The sequence below is a fragment of the [Scytonema hofmanni] UTEX 2349 genome (assembly GCF_000582685.1).
Taxonomy (GTDB): domain Bacteria; phylum Cyanobacteriota; class Cyanobacteriia; order Cyanobacteriales; family Nostocaceae; genus Hassallia; species Hassallia hofmanni.
The window spans coordinates 1,415,200-1,434,672 of sequence record NZ_KK073768.1 but is presented as its reverse complement, the minus strand read 5'-3'; the positions used below and the strand labels follow the sequence as shown (position 1 = coordinate 1,434,672).

Here is a 19,473-nt window from a genome sequence, read left to right as displayed (position 1 = left end):
GGTGGTGACAATGGCAGAAAAATCAGAAAATACTTTGAAAGTTGCACATCAAGCATTCAGCCACTTTCAACACGCTTTAGCAACAGGGGAGTGGAACTCCTTTCTCGATATGCTTACTGAAGACTTTAGCTTTTGGTTTCCGATAGGAAAATACCACGGCTTAAATGTCGGTAAACAGAAAGCTGAAGCTTTTTTCGATTATGTTAATGAAGTCTTCAGTCCGGGGTTAACTCTCACTTTAGACAGCGTTACTAGTAATGAAAAGACGGTGATTTTTGAGTTCCGCGATGAGGGAATGATGTACAAAGAACCTTATAAAAATCGCGTAGCTGTTGCTTTTGATGTGCGGGGAGATAAAATTTGTGGCTATCGAGAATACTTTGGTAGTGATGGTAAATCGAATTAAAAAGTTGTTAGTGGTTAGTGGTTAGTTGTTAGTTGTTGGTTGATGGAGACGCGAGAAACATCGCGTCTGTACAATGTTAGTTGTTAGTTAACGTCGAGGTTTGGTTTATTCAATTCTTGAGACTTAGCTTCTGCTGCTTGATATGCATCTAAGTAGTCTTTACCACCTAACATTACATCACCATAATATTCATAAGGTGCTGCACCATAAACTGGTAGCGGTTCGTCTTCTGGATAATCTTCTTTCGATTCTTCGATTATCGCTTTCAGTTTTTTCACACTCAAGCTTTGTGCTGGAAAGTACCAGAATTCTTGCTCGTTTTTATTCAGGTGCGGTAGGGTAGGATCGATAATGCTGACAACAGAGTCGTTGCAGTCGGTATCGCTTAACTCAATCCAAGCATGTTCAATCGGTTTGTAAGACTTGCGACCAATAACTAAAAAGCCTTGCACATAAGTTGCTCCCTCAGTGGCTAATGCTGCTTTGTAAGCATTGTCAAACGGAGTTCTAGCTTTGCTTTTTACACTTTGAGCAATCTGAAAAGAAAGCGTTTCATCTAATGCTTTGTCCATTTACAGCGGGAATTAGAGCGCCGACTACAATATCCTAACACTACTCTTCATTTGCCACTGTAATCAGCGTGTTGCTAGACAAAAACAGGAGATGCAAAAAAACTAAGTACGGCTTTTTTCATTCTCTAAAATACTTCTTTAGTAGCAGGTTTTCTGTAGCTTTTAATTCTAGATTGATGAAATCTTCACTTATATCACTACCGTCATTAACATATGTTTTCCGAAAAATCAACTATTGTTACTACCCAAGCTGATAAATTCCAGATAGAGGGAATTACTGAACCTGTGATACTGCGTTATTTTGAAAGTTTAAACGCAGGAGAGTTTGATGAGGTTGCTCGCTTGTTTGCGTCGGATGGTGTGATCCAACCGCCTTTTGAATCTGGTATTGTGGGGCAAGATGCGATCGCAGCCTATTTAAAACAAGAAGCTCAAGGCATTAAAGCGGAACCCTGTCAAGAAATAGCCAAAAATTTGGATAATAATCAAATCGAATTTCACGTAAGTGGAAAAGCACAAACTACTTGGTGCGGTGTCAACGTCATGTGGCTGTTTATCCTCAACCAACAACGGCAAATTCAATTTACCAAAATCAAACTTTTAGCTTCTCCTCAAGAATTGCTAAATCTGCGACGATGACAGGATACGGGTTAGGAGTTAGTGGATAGTTGATAGTGGGAATTTGAAGAGGAGGAAAGGGAAAAGGGGAATAAAAAGAAGATTTGTGAACTTCACCTGCCCAATGCCCATTGCCCATTGCCCATTGCCCAATGCCCATTGCCCAATGCCCAACATTGTAGTTTTTTCAATTTTCTGGCTTATTTATCTAGTTCAGACAGAGTGACTTCTAACTTAAGACAGTTACCACCATCACACTGCAACTGGTATTCTACTTTATCCATTAAACGATGCATAATCAGCCAACCATAACCACCTTCTTGTTTGTCCAGTGGGTTGGGAGGAAAGTAGCTGGACATATCAAAGCCGTTACCGCGATCCCAAACTTCTAAGGCTATGTTATGGTCTTTGAATTCCAAGCGAATTAAAACTGGCGCATTGGGCTGATCTTTGTGAGCGTGACGTACTACATTCGAGTAAGCTTCCACCAACGCTAGCCGCAAACGATTTGATACCTCTGACCAATCAACTGTCTCTTTTAGATGGATTTGTAAGCATCCTAACAACCAGGTTTCCACAATGCTTAAAAACTTTAAGTCACTTGGTACATGAAGCTCACTTTTCATTGCTTACATAACCTCCAGTGAGAGAATAGTTTGGTCATCTTCTTGAACGTTGTTATCTGCTTGGATGCGGGCTAGCAAATGGTTGAGAGAAAGTGGTTTAGGCTCACTTTTTAAGAGTTGCCAAAGACCTTCTTGATTTAACATAGAATGGGTAGCTGGCTGCGTGCCATCCACAGTTTTCTTGTTTAACTGCGTCTGGTTTAAGACCATTGCTTCAGTAATACCATCACTAGCAAGTAACAAGGTATCTCCAGATGAAAGAAGTAATTGACCAGACTGTGCTTGCCATTTGGGTAAAATACCTAAAGGAATGCTGCGTACCTTGAGATAATTGGGATTTTCTGCCAAATTTGCCCCTGCTGTCCAATGCATGGGATATATGTGACCGGCGTTTGCGTAAATTAGTTTCCTAGTGGTGGGGGTATAACAAGCTAAGACGAGGGTGATGAAGCAATTGTTGCTGATCAAGTCCTCAGACAAAGCATGGTTGAGATTTTGCATAATTACGTTTGGCGACGGTGGCAATTCTACAGATAATTCGCGGCGCAAAACGGAAATAGCACTTGACATGAATAAAGCCGCTGGGACACCTTTGCCGGAAACGTCACCGACTGCTAACCACAAATCACCTTTGGGATGAGCAAAAACTTCAAAAAAATCTCCTCCTACTTCGCGAGCGGGGTAGCAGCAAGCTTGAATTTTCGCGCCTTTGATTTCAGGTAAGCTTTGGCGCAGGAGGTTATTTTGAATTTGGCGGGCAACTTCTAACTCGGTGCTGATTTGTTGTTGCTTTTCTTGGAGATGTTGGTAGAGTTTTGCTTGGGAGAGGGCTAAAGCTGCTTGTTCGGCGACTCCGGCAATTAGTTGGATATCTTCATCTCCCCAAGTGCGATCACCTCCTTTTTGATATAAGGCAAGAACTGCTAGCAAATGTTTCTGATAGCTTATAGGCACAACTAGTTGATAACAGCAGCCGTCTTGTGTATTTGTAGATACCTGATATTGATGGGTTTCAAGAACTTTTTCAATCAACAAGCTGGGGTCAAAGGTGCAGCAATTGATGGGAACTTTGGGGTTTTGGTAAGAAAACTCATCTAGGGTGAGGCGATCGCTTTCCACTGGTTTGAGTAAACAACAAGTGGCTTCAAATGTCTCTCCAATGGTGGTGACAATCTTTTGCAGCATACTGCTATAATCCAGAGACTCGCGAATTGCTGTAGTCACCGCATTAAACAAAGATTCTCGCCGCAAAGCGCGACGCAACTCGTGGGTGCGTTTCTTCAACACCATATATGTATCAGCCGCTTGCCCAACTATTGCTTTGAGGCGCTCCGGATTCCAGGGTTTAATGATATACTTAAACACCTGACCGGAGTTGATTGCCTCTACCAAATCCTCCACATCAGTAAAGCCTGTCAGCAAAATCCGAATCGTATCCGGAAAGCGATCTACCGTGCGACTGAAAAATTCTGTGCCGTTCATCTCTGGCATTCTTTGGTCAGAGATAATTACAGCCATTTCGCCTTCTCTGTCTAAAATTTCGATAGCTTCTAGTGCGTGACTTGCTCTATATACTTGAAAATCTCGCCTAAAAGTGCGGTAGAGTAAATCTAAGTTATCTGGCTCGTCATCCAGCACCATGAGCTTTAGTTTGCCTACATCTGTCTCACTCATATTTGATTTTATATTTCAGATTCTTTAACGTGTCGCGGAAGTCCCCACCTTCAATGTACTTATAAGGTGGGGATTGTGAGCGTGGGGTGAGGATTGCATCCAGTATTGTTTTTTTGCTGAAGCAAAAACAAATACTGGATGTATGACGAAGCACCAAAATTTTCTGATAGAATTATTGGGTCTTGACCACCAATGCCGTAAGCGAAAACCAAGCTGTATAGGTAAGTGTCGCAAGAGAAAGATTTGGGTCTTGGGAACCAGGACTCCTGCCCTTGGAGGGAACGTCAGACTTTCTAGTACTACGAAGTTCTGGAGGCTGTTCCCGATGAATTGGGAAGCCCCGTCCGTCTTACTGTGGGGTAGTTCACTAGGATGCCCACCGAGATTTAAATACATCTCAAAATCTCCAAAAATATGCAATACGCTTGCGCTAAACCGTCTTGTGGACGTTAAGGGATAACTGCTTCCATGCTCCCGTTGAAACGTCAAGTAATGTCTAGCTTTGTCTAGATTTTATGTAGCAGATGCTACTTTATTTATCTCAACCGATAATTAACAAAACAATAAAAAAGTCAGCATTTATACACCTCTGAACTTTTGGTGAAACCCCCCGTGCTCTCTTCCGGGGGAAGGTTACTTTATTGAAGATACCCACTTTGAAGGTATAAATTCCTCAAAGCTGTAAACTTACCTTTAATCGCCAAAGTTTGCCAGGGTTTGCAATTAACTTTATCCCACTAAACCAGAACGCAAGGCTCTGACTGCCGCTTGGGTGCGGTCATCAGCGCATAGCTTATTCAAAATATTTCGGACATGAGTTTTCACCGTTCCGACGGTAATGTATAGTCTTTCGGCGATTAATGCATTACTGCAACCTTCGACAATCAACTGTAACACTTCTAACTCTCTTTCTGTCAGGGTGTATGGGTCAATAATTTCATCATTTTCGAGAGAATCAGATTTGAGGGCAAAACTCTTACTATCTACTGATGGCACTTCTGGCTTGGGTGGATTTTGTTGTGCTTGTTGTAAAACGATGCGAGCGATCGCTGGATCGATCCAAGAGTTGCCATTGTAAGTCACTCGCACTGCTTCGAGTAAATTATCAAACCCGATATCTTTCATACAGTAGGAATCAGCCCCAGCCGCAAAAGCCGCTAGCACCGCTTCTTTATTATCCCGCAATGTCAAAATTAACACTTTGATTTCTAAGTTTTCTTTATTACCACTAGATTTAACATCGCGTGTTAGCTCAATGCCATCCTTATCTGGTAAACCAATATCTATAATAGCGACATCGGGATGTAACGTTTTTAACATTTTCATTCCTTCAGCCGCAGTTGCAGCTTCGCCGACAATTTCAATTTCATCCTTTTGTAGTAGTGCTGTCTTAATACCCACACGGGTTAGGTCATGATCTTCAATCAGAGCCACACGAATTTTACTCATAATCAACTTTCGCCCGTTACACTACTTTAACTGTAAAATTGAATTTACTAAAAGTCCTACGAGATGCAGTTTTAAAACAGATAAAGGTGCTTTGTAAGTCAGATACATAAGAAGATTGCCTATATTTTAGGTATTTCTTCTTGATGCGAACATGACTAACAATAAAATCAGGGCAACTTTGCCACAAATAGAAGCACTCAATATCAATTAGTTTAACGGGAATCGGGCATGGGAGAATAGGGAGTTGGGAGCTTTTCTCCGTGGGGAGGTTTCTGACCCTGAGCCGACTGGCGCTCTTGGTGGGGAAGAGAGGAACAAATTTGATAGACTATCGTTCGATGGACTTGGTGTGAGGTTGTGCCGGGTAAACAAGTTTGGCTTTCCATGCTCAGAACCTCGCAAAAAACATCCCCATAGCTGGAAAACTGGTGATTTTGCTTATTGTAAAGGTGCTACGGGTAGGGTTGTAGTACAATCCGCCACGCGACTAGAAATTAGGGTAAATGGGAAACGCATAGGCGGACAATTGATTGATTTTAAAAAGTATCATTCAAAAGATGCTTATAGCTACTGTTAGCTACGCTTAACTACGATTGGGACGAGATTAGATTACTTGGCTATGTCTAAACCCTATAAAGTGTTTTCGGTTTTGGGGCTACCGATTCATTTAATGACTAACTATCCGAACTGGTTGCTAGAACGACTGCAACAAGGTAAGGGAGCTCATGTGGTAACGCTAAATGCAGAAATGACTATGCAAGCAGAACGGAATACGTCTTTAGCTAAGGTGATTCAAGCTGCTGAATTAGTAATTCCAGACGGAGCGGGGGTAGTTCTATACTTACAGTTACTATTAAGGCAAAAAGTACAACGTTGTCCAGGAATTGAGCTATCAGAAAAACTGTTGCAAGAACTTGAGCGTCATACTGACGCAAAAGTGTTTTTCTATGGAGGTGCGCCAAAAGTGGCTGCAACAGCGGCAGAGTTTTGGCTTTCTCAATTACCGAAATTGCGTATAGCAGGTACTCACTCTGGTTATCATTCCCCAGAAGAAGAAGAAAAATTACGACAAACTCTTAGTCAATTACAGCCTCAAGTGATTTTTGTCGGTTTGGGAGTCCCGCGTCAAGAGTTATGGATTGCTCAAAACCGACATTTGTGTCCGCAAGCCATTTGGATCGGTGTTGGTGGTAGTTTTGATATTTGGTCGGGGACGAAATCTCGCGCTCCTGCTTGGTTGGGAGATAATAATCTCGAATGGCTGTATCGGCTTTATCAAGAACCTTGGCGCTGGCGCCGCATGTTAGCTTTGCCGGAATTTGCTTGGAAAGCTGTAGTTTATCGGTTAACGGCAAGAGGCGCAATTAGTTAATAATCGCCCTGCGCCAAGAAATAGCCCTCAGACTGGAAGTCTGGGGCTATACAAACAAAGCCTGCCTTCGCAGGCTGGATTTCTTTAGCCTGCGAAGGCAGGCTTTGTTCGAGTAGCCGCACCTTTCTAAGGTGACGGCGGTATTTGGAACAACAGTAGTTGGTTGATGGTTGATAGTTGATGGTCAATGGTCAATGGTCAAAAGTCAACAGTTATCCACTATTAACCATCAACCATCAACTAACCACCATCAACCACCAATATCAACCATCAACTAACTAATATGTATGCTGTTTGACTTTGGCGGAGAGAGGCTTTAAAGGAGTTGCGGGACTGGATGATATGTGTTCTACTAAATCTAGTGCTTGCAAACTCTCAAAAGCAGCTTCGCGAATCATGACTTCTTCTTCTCGACTAATAAAAAGTCGCAAGCATTCGATAATATTTTGCTGTACAGAAGAGTCAATGCGGTTATTGGTCACGAATTTGGTCAGCCGACGCAGGGCAATCAAACGCTTGAGGGGGTCTTGTTCTGTCAAGGTGAGCAATAACCGATCTAGTTGCTCTTCTTCTCGAATGCTGTAAAAGCTGACGATTTGCCACACTAATAAAATTATAGTTAACAGTGTGCCCAAAGCTTGCAAAATTGCACCCGCAGCAATCCAAGGACTGTTGGAGTCAACCCAAATCGCAGCAGCCATGTAAGTGCTGAGGGTGGCAATACCGCCACTTGTAACTGATAAAGCTAACCGACGGTTGGGACTGTTGAACAATTTACGAATTTTTGACCAATGCGATCGCCAATCCCACCGCTGCATTGAGTAGACCAAAACCATTATCCCAACGCCGACAAGAATTGCCAACAGAAGTTTCCAGTTCCACAAAAGCATCGCAATGACAATTGTCAAAAACCCTAAGTATCCTCCAGGTTCTCGGTATAGTTGAAAATTTCGTTGCTTTGTGGCTCTCCCTGTCTTGAATAAAAGCGACCACTTTGCAAGCTGGTTGAGCAATTGCTGCCAAGAAGATGAAGCCTCTGCCACTGTGTTTACCTAAGGGAATTAATAGATTGCCTAATATATCAGTTTTCACTGATATCTGGGATGTAGTTTACAATCAATATACTCTACAAGGATACCTGTGTTTAGTCTGGTATAACGGTTTTGTCAAGGAGTTTTTACAGTTTTGTTTTAAAAACAGAAACTAAAGCCATCAATGATGAATTGACCATCAAAAGCGCTGAAGGTAATGCGGTAGATGTCATTCGCTGTTAAAGATAATAATGTGCTGGGGGGCAGCGCCGAGTCAGAGTTGGCAAGATTAGCTGCTGGTAGTGCTGTTTGGGTGAGTAGTTGGTTGTGGCGATCGTAAGCGCAAAGTACTAACTGCTGCGAACTTGTGACAAACGTACTAACCCAGCAGACAGGACGCAGGAAAGTAGCTTCTAAAAATCCGCTTTTGGGCGACCCCATCAACACTGTCTGCCCCAAATGAGTTGGAAATGCTGGGTTTGAGGGTTGTATTGCGATAGAATTATGAAATATTACACCCCAACGCTCATATTGTCGTTCCACAGCTTCAAAGCATTTCAAATCTTCTAAATTCAAATAAATACAACTAGGTACAGCTGTCTGTTCAGAGTCAATATCTATTTGATTTTGACTTGGCAAAGCTGAATCTATTGTTTGTTTTTCAAGACTTATGTAGTTTCCACGTAAGAATTTACGGTCTTCAAACGTTGGTACTTTATTCGATTGAAGAGTAGCCTCCTTTATCATGACGCCCCGCCTTACCATTGCCTAGAGAATAATTTAGCTACTAGCTACATCGGATTGATTATTTCTCCGTGTAAAACTAGAGTTCTTAAGTGATATTCATGAACACTCCGAGTATTCTTGACGCTCAAAACTATCGGTAATGTTTCTGATATAATATCATAAATAATTTATCGAGTACCTCAGCCCTAAGTAATACTCGCTACCGACAGAAAACGCCTAGAGACGTTACTCTAGAACAAAAATCTTTCTAGAAAGTGAAAAAAAAATCACAAAGTCTTTACAACTAAGGCAGTAATTTTACATTTACTTAATCAGACGCAGATGAAGGAAGAGGGGGAAAGGGTAATTTGGCAAATTTATACAACAAATGAAACATGAGTTTTCTCGAATCTCCCTTCGGGTTCGCCACTTCGACGGGACGGTACAGGCAACCCCCGAGTGGACTTCACCGCAACGCATTTCTGTAATTGGTACTAGCGGTTCTGGTAAGACGACTTTGGCACGAGAAATTTCGCAGCTTCTTGCCATTCCTCATGTACAACTAGATTATCTGTATTGGGAACCGAATTGGGTGGAAGTGCGGAATGATGTTTTCCAAAAGAGAGTTTCTCAAGCGCTGTCAGGCAATACTTGGGTTGTTGATGGCAATTACAGTATGGTGCGTGATATCGTTTGGGGAAGGGCTGATACAATTGTGTGGCTAGACTATTCTTTGTCGGTGGTGATAAGTCGTCTAGTTTGGCGGACATTTCAACGGGTAGTGAAGAAACAAGAAGTCTGCAATGGTAATCGTGAGACTTGGAAAACTACCTTCAGCCGTGATTCAATAATTTTATGGGCGCTTCAAACTTATTATAAAAATCGTAGGCAATATTCGCTGCTATTGAAAAAACCTGAGTATGCACATCTTAATATTGTCCACTTGCGATCGCCTGAAGAAGCACAAAATTGGTTATCACTAATTCATTAGTATATCGCTCTGGCATTTTAAGGACTAAAGTCCTGACTACAAGTTTACATTTAATTTAGTTCTCCTACTTAGCCCTTTTTCATAATCGTTGCAGCAGACTTAAACCGTGAGTATCAGTACCACAAGTGCTGTAAAGATTAAATTCATTGGCTAATTGTTGTACCTGTTTTGATTCTAAGACACTTGCTCGCCAAGGATTAGGATTATTGTAGGCGTAAAACGTTTCCACACCATCAATACCAGCCTCCGCAGCTGCGGGAATCAACTCAAAATGCGATCGCTTGTAACGAGCTGGATGAGCCAGTACCGCTAATCCCCCTGCATTGTGAATTGCCCCAATCACATTAGCTATCTGATAATCTTCGTCAGTAGCAATCTTACTTTGCAGATAGCATTTTATACTTGGATGTTCTGGTTCAAAAGCATAACCCAAAATGTGAACTTCCACATTTAAAAGGTTGGCATGAATTTCAACACCAGTCCACAGGTAAGGAGTATTTGCACCTGGGTTTTTCCACTTCCAATCTTCAAACCAAGATTGTGCTGCTTGATAGCCCTTAATACTATGATGGTCTGTGATGGCAAATCCTTGTAAACCAATAGCGATCGCCTGTTCCATCAATGCAACCGGCTGCAATCTGCCATCAGAATGGACAGTGTGCATGTGAAAGTTAAAACACTTCGGACAACTTTGTGCGTCGATGTTCTGGAATACTTCTTTTAAAAGTTCTCTGGAAGTAGAAGTCCGGGCAAAATTTACAACCATAACCCCCTCTGAAAAATATATAATCTAACACTCCAACAAGATAGATTTACAGATGACAAATACCACCACTGTAAATCAGTGTTGGAGCCGCTATTTTTTCAGCTTCATCAGCAAATTTTTTCAATATGTTAAGACTACGTTAGCAAATTAAAAGGCTGACGGTCATGAGTATTTTCGATGACAGTTATGATAAATATCACAATTGTAGCAATTTCTAACCGTACAAATCGCCAGAAATATCACGGTTAAATGGTACTTCCGGATAGAGACAAGCTCTATAACTAAGAAAAAATTCAGAAGGCAGAAGGCAGGAGGCAGAAGGCAGAAGGCAACCCACCCTTACTCATAGTGGGATTGAAACAAGGACGTTTTATACCGTCCGTGCAAGCCATCTTGAGTATAATTATTTGTTTCAACTGGGCTTTAAACCCACAAAGTAAGTTTTAATTGATACTCCTAACATAAGTGCCTTCTGCCCTCGAACTTCTGCCTTTCTTGTAATCAGTATATAGACAGAAAATCCTATACTTTAGCTTACAATGATACTAGATGGCAAAGCCGTAAATGCTGGTCATCGTTCTTTACGGAACCTTCTCCCAAAGGGAGACGCTACGCGAAGACAACTCAGAGTATGGGGTTCTACCCAATAACAGGCACTTCTGCGTCGCCACTGTGGGTAGGTAAAACTCTGGCAGTACAAAGGATTGAACATTTTTTGTATTGTTCAACTGTGGGGAGGGGCATAGGAGTGCAGTCTAAACAAAGCTCAGTTAATGTCCGACGGGATACCGGGAGTCGCTGAGAAGCCCACACTGTATGCTTGCTTTACTTGTGGGAGTATGTCACTATGGTAATTCTAATAATTCCCCTGAACCAGCAATTACCTGCGCGATCGCATTCGCAGGAATATCCTGTGATTGAAAGTAATTAATCGTCACATCAACCTGATTTGGGGGAACTAGCAACACAAATCCAATCCCCATATTGAAAGTGTTATACATCGCTTCGGGACTAACTGAACCAGCATCAGCTAGCCATTGAAATACACCGGGAATAGTCCAACTACCTGGGTTAAGTTTAAGCGCTTGATTTTTGCCCAAGCATCGCGGCAGATTTTCTGGCAAACCACCACCAGTAATGTGTGCCATACCGTGAATTTCTAATCCGGCTTGAAGCGCGGCAAGAACTGGTTTCACGTAAATGCGGGTAGGTGTAAGAAAAGTTTCGCCTAAAGATTGACCGTTAAGTAATTCGGGGCGATCGCTCCAAGAAAAATTGCCTTCAGTGATAATCTTTCTTACCAAACTAAAGCCATTACTGTGAACACCACTGCTAGGGAGTGCGATCGCTACATCTCCCACTTGCACCTGAGAACCATCCAGCATCCGGCTTTTTTCCACAATTCCCACACAAAACCCAGCCAAGTCATACTCACCCAAAGAGTAAAAACCTGGCATTTCGGCGGTTTCTCCCCCCAGCAAAGCACAACCAGCCAGCTTACACCCAGAAGCTATACCCGCAACCACCTGAGTCAACTGCTCTTTTTCTAACTTACCTGTAGCGACATAATCTAAAAAAAACAGCGGTTCGGCACCAGATGTCAGCACATCATTAACGCACATCGCCACTAAATCAATCCCAACAGTATCATGGCGATTAACAGCAGAAGCGATTTTCAGCTTTGTACCCACACCATCCGTCCCAGAAACCAAAACTGGTTCCTTGAAACCCCCTGGTAGTTGAAAACAGCCACCAAAGCCACCCAATCCCCCAATTACTTCCGGTCGAAAGGTGCTCTCGACCAAATTGCGAATTTGATCTACAAAAGCTCGACCAGCCTCTACATCAACTCCTGCATCCCGATAATCCATAACACTTAGTCAATAGTCAATGGTCAATAGTCCACAGTAGATGAGTATAAAGTCAAAAGTGCATCATTGGTGAGTTTTTCACTCCCAACTCCCAACTCCCAACTTTTGACTTTTGACTTTTGACTCCTCAAAATACCTCATTTTCAAGACCACGCCACCATTCCCCCAAATTCATCAAATCTTCGTGTATGTCTGCTAATTCACTCGCGTAGTCATTTTCTGAAAGCGTGACTTGACGTTCTTGGAGCTTTTTTAGTCGCAGTTGCACCAACAGCCAAGGTTTAGTGATGCTATTTGTGACTTCGATGTATTGCGCTAATTCTTTGCTATTCATAAATTTTGATTTTTATTGCCCTACCTTTTAAGATACAAGTTATGTAGCAATCAGTTGAGAAATCGGTGAAAAACAAAATACCCGACTTCTCGCTCGAAGTCGGGTATCTGAGCCTTAAAAACAGCCACAAAACCAAATCGGGACTGTTTGTAAACTAGATAAATAAAGTAATGATTTCTGCGTTAGGTGGCGACAAAAAAAGCAGATAATTAAACCTAGCCTAAATTCTCTGCAACAAAATCCCAGTTTACCAACTGATCTAAAAAGTTCTTGATAAAGGCAGGACGAGCATTGCGGAAGTCAATGTAGTAAGCATGTTCCCAAACGTCTAGAGTTAGGAGTGCCTTCTGACCATGCGCTAGAGGGTTCTCTGCATTGGGTGTTTTCGTCACCTTTAGCGTACCATGATCGTCAATCAACCAAGCCCATCCACTGCCAAACTGTGTTGCAGCAGCGTTAGAAAATTCTTCTTTGAATTTATCAAAGCTACCAAAATCTTTGTTGATTTTAGCAGCTAAATCACCGCTTGGTGTACCACCACCTGCTGGTTTTAAAGAATTCCAAAAGAAAGTATGATTCCAAACTTGAGCCGCGTTGTTGAAAACTCCTGTTAAAGAGGGGTCTTTAAAAGAAATTTGGATCACTTCTTCTAGAGACTTATCAGCGAGGTCTTTACCTTCAACGAGCTTGTTAAGGTTGTCTACATAAGCTTTATGATGCTTGCCATAGTGATACTCAAAAGTCTCCGCTTTCATGCCATACGGCTCTAAAGCGTTAAAATCGAAGGGTAGGGGGGCTTGTGTAAATGCCATGAGTGTGAAATCCTCTCTTTACCGTTTTCTAGTTTAAAGCTACTGTTACAGCTTTGGAAACTATAGGTTTTGTGTTGAGCAGTTGAAGGTGCTGAACACTGTTAAATAAAACTTAACATTGTTATTTTACTACCAAAGGCTCGATTCAGACAAAGTGGTTTTACGACAATTGAGAGCAAATCTATCTAAATGAATATACAATAAGTAAGAGACGATAGGGTTTATGTGGTGATAAATATATTTTTTAATCAAAAATAATGATATAAAATGAGTATTTATTGTTAATAAAATCAGTCACAAATAATAGACAAGATTGAATAAATAATTTTTTATTTTATATAATGTCCTGGAAATGACAGATATTGTAGAGACGTTCCGGCGGAACGTCTTTACTAGATACAATAAATGGCTATAGTTTAATTACAATTGAGATAACGTTTGCTCATAGAAGTCAACAATTTTTGCAGTGACTTCTGAAATTGAGAGACCATCGGTTTGCATTTCAATTGCATCTGCTGCTTTCCGCAAGGGGGAAACTTTGCGGGTGCTATCTTTCCAGTCGCGTTCGGCGATTTCTTTTTCCAGCTGATCTAAACTGACTTCGGGTTGACCTTGTTTTTTAAAGTCTTGCTGACGACGACGTGCGCGTTCGCTAACAGAAGCGGTTAAGAAGATTTTGACTTCAGCATCGGGAAAAACGTGAGTACCGATATCCCGTCCTTCAGCAACTAAACCACCTTTTTTACCCCAGTTTTGCTGTTGTTTAACTAGTGCTTGACGTACAGCGCTCTGTGCGGATATAGCGGATACTTTTGATGTTACTCTAGGCGTGCGAATTAGCTGAGTCACATCAGTATGATTAATCCAGACTCGTACAGGAGATTGTAAATTTTCGCCTGGGGTCAGTTCAATGACACACAGATTAGCTAATTCAGCGATCGCACACTCATCATCCAAAGCAATTTCCTCTTGCAACACTAGCCAAGTGAAAGCTCGGTACATTGCCCCAGTATCTAAATATACTAGACCCAAGCTGGCTGCCACTTGACGAGCCACCGTTGATTTGCCAGCACCAGCCGGTCCATCAATGGCGATGACGGGAGAGCGATCGCGCAGGATGGTATTGTCAATCAAGCGTGTAGAACCAAGACGAGCGGCGATCGCAAGCATTCCTTCCTCCTTAACTTCCTCTAAAGACATCAACGTAGTCGGTTCAACCAATTCAATATATTCGACTAAAACAGTTGTTACCATTGCTAGTTCTTGCTCCACCTTCGCGATAAGAGTGTTGGTGTTACGAACGCCCGCTTTAAATGCTGCTTCAGCTTGCCGTAAGCCGCGATATAATACCGCTGCCTGCTGCTTTTGCGTTGCAGTCAAATATTGATTGCGGGAACTTAAGGCAAGCCCCGAGGCTTCCCGCATCGTTGGACAAGCAACAATTTCTGTGGGCAAATTCAAATCAGCCACTAGCTTTCTAATAATTGCCAGTTGCTGACCATCCTTTTGACCGAAATAGGCTCGATCGGGCTGTACCAAGTTAAAAAGCTTGGTAACAATCGTAGCCACACCCTGAAAGTGACCTAGCCGAGAACTACCACACAAGCCTGATATCATAGCAGATGGAGGGGTAACTTGTGTAACAATTGAATCTTGTATATTCTTCTGGGGGATTCCTAATTCTTCCGGAGAAGGCGCAAAAATCGCATCCACACCAGCTTGTTCACAAAATTGCCCATCTGCCTCTAAAGTACGAGGATAGCGTTGAAAATCCTCATTGGGACCAAATTGCAGAGGATTAACGAATATACTAACGATTACCGTGGCGTTTTCTCGCCGTGCTCGCGAAATTAAGCTTAAATGACCTTGATGCAAAGCTCCCATTGTCGGAACCAGACCAACTGGCGTCTGATACCAGCTAGACGCTTCATTTGATAGCAGTTCCTCTTTTTGGCAAAGCTGATTTTCCGAACGACGTTTAGCTAAATAACAGCGTAAAGCTGCAACTGTTGTCAGCAGGCGCACAAAATACCCCTAGTTCTTCTTAACCCTCTCCCCCGTTAAGTTTATATCTGAATTCGGGGAAAAACGAGTGAACTAGGGGAAATGGGGAAAGGGGACAAGGGGACAAGGGGACAAGGGGACAAGGGGACAAGGAGACAAGGAGACAAGGAGAATAATTCTTCTTTTCCCCCAGTCCCTAATCCCCAGTCCCTAGTCCCTAGTCTCTACCTTCCTAAGACTTCAATTCGCACTGGTGCAACACCACTGCCCATCATTCCTAAAATGCGTGCAGCGGCAACAGAAAGGTCAATTACTCGACCGCGAATGAATGGACCGCGATCGTTAATTCGCACTACTACAGAACGACCATTGCGCGTGTTGGTGACGCGGACTTTTGTCCCAAAGGGTAAATGACGATGGGCAGCGGTTAGTCCTTCTGGATTAAATCTCTGACCGCTGGCGGTGCGATTGCCGGAACCATCATAGCCATAATAAGAAGCGACTCCTTTAAAGGAGACTTTCACAGGTCCAATGTTAATTTCTGATGGCAACTTTGGTATCGATACCGGTAGTCGTGCCGGTAAGTTCAGAATCTGGTTTAGGGGAGATGCGTTGCCTAGTAATCTCCGCAAGCGATTGGTGGTTTGTAATGCGTCTTGTGCCAGATCATTGGTTGTGTCTGGCGATCGCGTTTGGGAGTTAATTTCCACCAATTCTTGGTTATTGACTTTGATGATATAGCGATCGCGCTTATCTTGGTCAGCAGAGGCACTTTTATTCTGTGCCTGATTTGTTGTCGATTCGCTTATAGCTTTCCAACTGACGATTATTTGACTGGCGTCTACATTTTCCCGGCTTAACTGGTTTATCCTCGCTGCTACTACACCAGCTCTTTGAACCGGGTCATCATCGCCAATGTTTGTTTGGTTACTGACGTTTGTTATAGTTCCAACACTCGCTACTTTTACAAAACTGTCAGCAACACTATTGTTTGACTGTGTACTTTGAGTATCACCACCAGTTACACCAACTTTGACATCTACTTTGCTTTCTTCGCTCTTCACTGGTGTAGAACTCACAAAGGTGAGAACAGGAATTTTGCGAATAAATAGCGTTGCAGCCTGACGACCTCCAAGAATGTGAGGATGAATTTCCGTGATTACGGCATCCGAGGTAAGGTTCCCTGCTGAGGATTGGTACTCTCCCACCTTGACGACATCGGCTGAAGGTGTTTTTTGGGAAGCGATATCCGTTTTCTTGACTGTTTGAGAGCGACCGATTGAGGGTATTCCCAAAACAGTCATAAACAGGGTGACAATAGTCCACAAATGTCTTTGATTCATGTGTCCGTTTTTAAAGCGTGTTAAGAACTGAGGTTTTATCTTTCGTGAGATTTTGTACAACTTAATGTAAAATGCCCCAAAAATTTAAACTCATTCCGCTTTCACTTTTTGTTTATAACTGCAACACATTAACATGAACTTTTTCTTTAGGGAATCGGGGTTGTATCGTAACTCTTGGTAAATTTATCTAATTGAAATTTCAATTTTCAGCACAAAACCTTTCCCGAATGCGGATTTTGGCTGTTTAATAGTTCTTTCAAAAATAAAATTTTTTCTTAGGGAAACTTAATAATATTTGCTGGCTAAATTTGGTTTAGGTAATGTCTCCAATCGTTCATCAAGTTAATTGCTGTATATGTATTCTCTAAAACAAATTTAAATGCACAAAAACACTTAAAAAACAATAGTATTAAGTTTAAAGTTTTAAATATAAAAACTAAATTTGATTAGGTTAGTCAATTAATTCCCTTTTATCTCAGAGACAATACATAAGTACTTGCACAAATTGAGATTAATTATTTTTTTTAAATAGTTTGATTATATACAAATCGCCATCCACACAGTCTTAACCGGTACTTGATAATTTGTCAAATAAGCCACCTATACAGTAGCTGCTAGGAGTAATTATTAGTAGTAATGAAGTTATAGTTTTTAAGGTTACTTTTAAATAAAGGTTTAAGTACCGTTATGAAAATTAAATTAAATAAAATGATAAGAACTAGATAAACAGATAAGTAAGTCGTTAAATTAAACATCACCCCAGGAGTTAGAAATCAAACAACACACTTACGAAAATACTCGGTTATGAAAACATAGCTTGATAAAAAATTCATAAACTTTCAATAGTCTTTACAGTTAGTTTAAAAACGATTTAATATTTAGCTATAAGATAAAGATCGTTGTGTCCCTACTAAGACGCTCTGGACTAATATGTAAATTACTCTTGCACATCATGTTTATAACAACAGACTCTAAAAACTGGCTACAGCAAAGCCGTTATAGTAGTCGGGGAAGTGTGTACTTATTCGCTCCGATGGTCAACTTCAATATAATGGCTGAAGTTGGTGACACTCCACCCTAGATGTGCATGTATTTAGTTGGAAATTTATGGAGAAATTCAATAATTACATCCAGATGAAGTAAGAAAATTTTACTTTTGTGTTGGTATCACTTAAACGGATGTAATTTAGTTGAAATCGCTGCTTTGATATTTAAATAAGGCATATCAAAAAACCTATTCAAGCTGCAATTTGTAGAGATTAGCAATTATGTAGTTAAGTTTTTGATGGGTAAATTGATGATATTCGCTTATTAATGAGTTCCGAATATATAAAGCAGTGTCTCTAATTTCCAATAAATGTAAATATTGAATACTAACCACAAAAGTTGCTTGAAATCTAAGAAAGCATCTCTTGTGCAGCTTTATCTAACAATTAAATAACACCTGCGTTTAATGCATTTTAGAGATACCTTATGGTTTTTGAAAGTTTGATAAACCATTTGGTTTGTATCTGTGCTTTTTAATCACTATACATTCCTAAAATACAGATTAAAAAGTGTAACTGACAACGCAGGACAGAATGCAAACATCAAGACAACTATTCATCTGGATAAAAATCATGAACGAGCAAGCTTATATCTCAAAGTGGAAACAAATCCAAGAAACTGTTTTAACTAATTTGTTAAAAGGTATACCCACAAATTTTATAGGTAGCAAATTACGAACTTCGCTTTATAGTAATATTTTTGGCGAAATAGGTAAATCAGTTTATATTCAATACGGGGTTGAATTCATCAACACTCCTTGTATTAAAATAGGCAATAATGTGCAGATTTTACGAGGTGTTAATCTTGATGCCAGTGGAGACAAAAACAACAAAATTTATTTAGCAGATAGAGTTGGACTTAACTATGGTGTTGATATAAAGGCGTTAATAAATACGTCAATATACATAGATGAATCTACCTTCATCGGTCCTTATGTTTGTATTGCTGGTCCTGGCAATATTAAGATTGGTAAAAACTGTTTGATTGCAGCACACACCGGAATATTCGCTAATAATCATATCTTTTCACATCCCACGGAGTTGATTAGCTTACAAGGTGTAACTCGCGAGGGAATTGTAATTGAAGATGATTGTTGGTTAGGTTCTGGAGTGAAGGTATTAGATGGAGTCACTATTGGTAAAGGCAGTGTTATTGGTGCCGGTTCTGTTGTTAGCAAAAATATTCCTCCTTTTTCAGTTGCTGTAGGTGTTCCTGCACGAGTAATTAAAAGCCGTAATATCAAAATTGCACAATGTTAAATATTAAGATGGTAATAAGATTTTTTAATTAAATTGCAGTTTTAATTAAAACTATTATTTCTTTATTTACCTGAATTTTGATAACTGAGACAAAATTTCTCATAACATCACTAGCAAAAAAACACAGCAGTGACATTGTACTTCTTGAGTGTGGTAATATCGTTAATATTTGCTTATTTGTTTGACTTAGCCTTGGAAACACCATTTATGTCTGGTTTCTTAAAAAAGCGGAAAGTTATGCAATTAGTTGATGTTTACACAAAACCAGGAAAGAAAATGCAGCTTGTTTGTAGTGAAGTAACCTTTACTACATTTTTTTGTGAATTTTATAATAAGCGATCGCTCTTTGCTATCAGGACTTACGCACGGACTGCATATTTCCGTCCCTATCGACGCTTCGGTTGCACCTATCTAAGTCTTGTTTTCTGGTAACAAGTGCGTAAGTCCTAGCTATGTCAAAATTTCGATATATACTCCCACTTTGGGATTAACCCCAGACAGATTTTTTAGAGTTAAAATTACTCTAGCCGCAGGAAAATTTTGTAAGCTATAAACTTAAAAAGACAATCATG

The 19,473-nt window shown here is 40.9% G+C and carries 19 protein-coding genes; 6 read left to right on the top strand and 13 right to left on the bottom strand.

Annotated features, from left to right (window positions below):
• Positions 1–10: 10 nt before the first annotated feature.
• Positions 11–406 (top strand): nuclear transport factor 2 family protein, encoded by a 396-nt coding sequence (locus TOL9009_RS0111565; protein WP_029632947.1) that lies wholly within the window; start codon positions 11–13, stop codon positions 404–406.
• An 83-nt stretch (positions 407–489) separates the two neighbouring features.
• On the opposite strand, the gene TOL9009_RS0111560 is transcribed toward TOL9009_RS0111565, so the two are convergent.
• Positions 490–978, bottom strand: a complete 489-nt coding sequence (locus TOL9009_RS0111560; RefSeq protein ID WP_029632946.1) for a hypothetical protein — start codon at positions 976–978, stop codon at positions 490–492.
• Between the two features lie 213 nt (positions 979–1,191).
• Between TOL9009_RS0111560 and TOL9009_RS0111555 the strand changes: the two genes are divergently transcribed.
• Positions 1,192–1,617: a ketosteroid isomerase family protein gene (locus TOL9009_RS0111555; RefSeq protein WP_029632945.1), complete on the top strand. Its 426-nt coding sequence runs from the start codon at positions 1,192–1,194 to the stop codon at positions 1,615–1,617.
• Here TOL9009_RS0111555 and TOL9009_RS45490 read toward each other — a convergent pair.
• The 4 genes from TOL9009_RS45490 to TOL9009_RS0111540 all read right to left on the bottom strand — a co-directional run bounded on the left by TOL9009_RS45490 (position 1,571) and on the right by TOL9009_RS0111540 (position 5,345).
• Complete coding sequence (locus TOL9009_RS45490) at positions 1,571–1,756, bottom strand: hypothetical protein (protein WP_144238209.1); 186 nt, start codon at positions 1,754–1,756, stop codon at positions 1,571–1,573. The two genes, TOL9009_RS0111555 and TOL9009_RS45490, sit on opposite strands and share 47 nt — an antisense overlap.
• A 40-nt stretch (positions 1,757–1,796) precedes the next feature.
• Positions 1,797–2,222 (bottom strand): ATP-binding protein, encoded by a 426-nt coding sequence (locus TOL9009_RS0111550; protein ID WP_029632944.1) that lies wholly within the window; start codon positions 2,220–2,222, stop codon positions 1,797–1,799.
• Positions 2,223–2,225: 3 nt separating this feature from the next.
• Positions 2,226–3,896 (bottom strand): SpoIIE family protein phosphatase, encoded by a 1,671-nt coding sequence (locus TOL9009_RS0111545; protein WP_029632943.1) that lies wholly within the window; start codon positions 3,894–3,896, stop codon positions 2,226–2,228.
• A 729-nt stretch (positions 3,897–4,625) separates the two neighbouring features.
• Positions 4,626–5,345, bottom strand: coding sequence for a response regulator transcription factor (locus tag TOL9009_RS0111540; protein WP_029632942.1), 720 nt, complete (start codon positions 5,343–5,345; stop codon positions 4,626–4,628).
• Between the two features lie 619 nt (positions 5,346–5,964).
• Between TOL9009_RS0111540 and TOL9009_RS0111530 the strand changes: the two genes are divergently transcribed.
• The gene (locus TOL9009_RS0111530) at positions 5,965–6,717 is read left to right on the top strand and encodes a WecB/TagA/CpsF family glycosyltransferase (RefSeq protein WP_029632940.1); all 753 of its coding nucleotides are present in this window, start codon (positions 5,965–5,967) and stop codon (positions 6,715–6,717) included.
• Positions 6,718–6,995: 278 nt separating this feature from the next.
• Here TOL9009_RS0111530 and TOL9009_RS0111525 read toward each other — a convergent pair whose 3' ends face one another.
• Together TOL9009_RS0111525 and TOL9009_RS0111520 are read right to left on the bottom strand one after the other, a co-directional pair.
• The gene (locus TOL9009_RS0111525) at positions 6,996–7,760 is read right to left on the bottom strand and encodes a hypothetical protein (protein WP_029632939.1); all 765 of its coding nucleotides are present in this window, start codon (positions 7,758–7,760) and stop codon (positions 6,996–6,998) included.
• 147 nt (positions 7,761–7,907) lie between these two features.
• Positions 7,908–8,495, bottom strand: a complete 588-nt coding sequence (locus tag TOL9009_RS0111520) for a hypothetical protein (protein WP_038296297.1) — start codon at positions 8,493–8,495, stop codon at positions 7,908–7,910.
• Positions 8,496–8,862: 367 nt separating this feature from the next.
• On the opposite strand from TOL9009_RS0111520, the gene TOL9009_RS0111515 reads away from it, so the two are divergent.
• The gene (locus TOL9009_RS0111515) at positions 8,863–9,465 is read left to right on the top strand and encodes a P-loop NTPase family protein (RefSeq protein ID WP_242055606.1); all 603 of its coding nucleotides are present in this window, start codon (positions 8,863–8,865) and stop codon (positions 9,463–9,465) included.
• 79 nt (positions 9,466–9,544) lie between these two features.
• Here TOL9009_RS0111515 and TOL9009_RS0111510 read toward each other — a convergent pair whose 3' ends face one another.
• From TOL9009_RS0111510 to TOL9009_RS0111485, 6 genes are all read right to left on the bottom strand, one after another.
• Entirely contained in the window at positions 9,545–10,231 is a 687-nt protein-coding gene (locus TOL9009_RS0111510; protein WP_029632936.1) for a PHP domain-containing protein, read from the bottom strand.
• A gap of 845 nt (positions 10,232–11,076) precedes the next feature.
• Complete coding sequence (gene purM, locus TOL9009_RS0111505; RefSeq protein ID WP_029632935.1) at positions 11,077–12,102, bottom strand: phosphoribosylformylglycinamidine cyclo-ligase; 1,026 nt, start codon at positions 12,100–12,102, stop codon at positions 11,077–11,079.
• Positions 12,103–12,229: 127 nt separating this feature from the next.
• Positions 12,230–12,436, bottom strand: coding sequence for a hypothetical protein (locus tag TOL9009_RS0111500; protein ID WP_029632934.1), 207 nt, complete (start codon positions 12,434–12,436; stop codon positions 12,230–12,232).
• A 215-nt stretch (positions 12,437–12,651) separates the two neighbouring features.
• Positions 12,652–13,248: a superoxide dismutase [Fe] gene (locus tag TOL9009_RS0111495; protein ID WP_029632933.1), complete on the bottom strand. Its 597-nt coding sequence runs from the start codon at positions 13,246–13,248 to the stop codon at positions 12,652–12,654.
• Positions 13,249–13,668: 420 nt separating this feature from the next.
• The gene (locus TOL9009_RS0111490; protein ID WP_029632932.1) at positions 13,669–15,273 is read right to left on the bottom strand and encodes a bifunctional pantoate--beta-alanine ligase/(d)CMP kinase; all 1,605 of its coding nucleotides are present in this window, start codon (positions 15,271–15,273) and stop codon (positions 13,669–13,671) included.
• 203 nt (positions 15,274–15,476) lie between these two features.
• Positions 15,477–16,595 (bottom strand): septal ring lytic transglycosylase RlpA family protein, encoded by a 1,119-nt coding sequence (locus TOL9009_RS0111485; protein ID WP_029632931.1) that lies wholly within the window; start codon positions 16,593–16,595, stop codon positions 15,477–15,479.
• Positions 16,596–18,214: 1,619 nt separating this feature from the next.
• Here TOL9009_RS0111485 and TOL9009_RS0111480 point away from each other — a divergent pair.
• Together TOL9009_RS0111480 and TOL9009_RS49245 are read left to right on the top strand one after the other, a co-directional pair.
• The gene (locus TOL9009_RS0111480; protein WP_029632930.1) at positions 18,215–18,901 is read left to right on the top strand and encodes an acyltransferase; all 687 of its coding nucleotides are present in this window, start codon (positions 18,215–18,217) and stop codon (positions 18,899–18,901) included.
• A gap of 129 nt (positions 18,902–19,030) precedes the next feature.
• Positions 19,031–19,333, top strand: a complete 303-nt coding sequence (locus tag TOL9009_RS49245) for a hypothetical protein (RefSeq protein ID WP_072022125.1) — start codon at positions 19,031–19,033, stop codon at positions 19,331–19,333.
• The last annotated feature ends 140 nt before the right edge of the window (positions 19,334–19,473 follow it).

Coding starts and splice junctions, on each gene's coding strand:
- TOL9009_RS0111495 (WP_029632933.1), bottom strand. CDS start 13,248: ATGGCATTTACACAAGCCCCCCTACCCTTCGATTTTAACGCTTTAGAG.
- TOL9009_RS0111480 (WP_029632930.1), top strand. CDS start 18,215: ATGAACGAGCAAGCTTATATCTCAAAGTGGAAACAAATCCAAGAAACT.
- TOL9009_RS0111530 (WP_029632940.1), top strand. CDS start 5,965: ATGTCTAAACCCTATAAAGTGTTTTCGGTTTTGGGGCTACCGATTCAT.
- TOL9009_RS0111565 (WP_029632947.1), top strand. CDS start 11: ATGGCAGAAAAATCAGAAAATACTTTGAAAGTTGCACATCAAGCATTC.
- TOL9009_RS0111550 (WP_029632944.1), bottom strand. CDS start 2,222: ATGAAAAGTGAGCTTCATGTACCAAGTGACTTAAAGTTTTTAAGCATT.
- TOL9009_RS0111515 (WP_242055606.1), top strand. CDS start 8,863: ATGAAACATGAGTTTTCTCGAATCTCCCTTCGGGTTCGCCACTTCGAC.
- TOL9009_RS0111560 (WP_029632946.1), bottom strand. CDS start 978: ATGGACAAAGCATTAGATGAAACGCTTTCTTTTCAGATTGCTCAAAGT.
- TOL9009_RS0111500 (WP_029632934.1), bottom strand. CDS start 12,436: ATGAATAGCAAAGAATTAGCGCAATACATCGAAGTCACAAATAGCATC.
- TOL9009_RS0111540 (WP_029632942.1), bottom strand. CDS start 5,345: ATGAGTAAAATTCGTGTGGCTCTGATTGAAGATCATGACCTAACCCGT.
- TOL9009_RS0111485 (WP_029632931.1), bottom strand. CDS start 16,595: ATGAATCAAAGACATTTGTGGACTATTGTCACCCTGTTTATGACTGTT.
- purM (WP_029632935.1), bottom strand. CDS start 12,102: ATGGATTATCGGGATGCAGGAGTTGATGTAGAGGCTGGTCGAGCTTTT.
- TOL9009_RS0111545 (WP_029632943.1), bottom strand. CDS start 3,896: ATGAGTGAGACAGATGTAGGCAAACTAAAGCTCATGGTGCTGGATGAC.
- TOL9009_RS45490 (WP_144238209.1), bottom strand. CDS start 1,756: ATGGGCATTGGGCAATGGGCAATGGGCAATGGGCATTGGGCAGGTGAA.
- TOL9009_RS0111510 (WP_029632936.1), bottom strand. CDS start 10,231: ATGGTTGTAAATTTTGCCCGGACTTCTACTTCCAGAGAACTTTTAAAA.
- TOL9009_RS0111520 (WP_038296297.1), bottom strand. CDS start 8,495: ATGATAAAGGAGGCTACTCTTCAATCGAATAAAGTACCAACGTTTGAA.
- TOL9009_RS0111555 (WP_029632945.1), top strand. CDS start 1,192: ATGTTTTCCGAAAAATCAACTATTGTTACTACCCAAGCTGATAAATTC.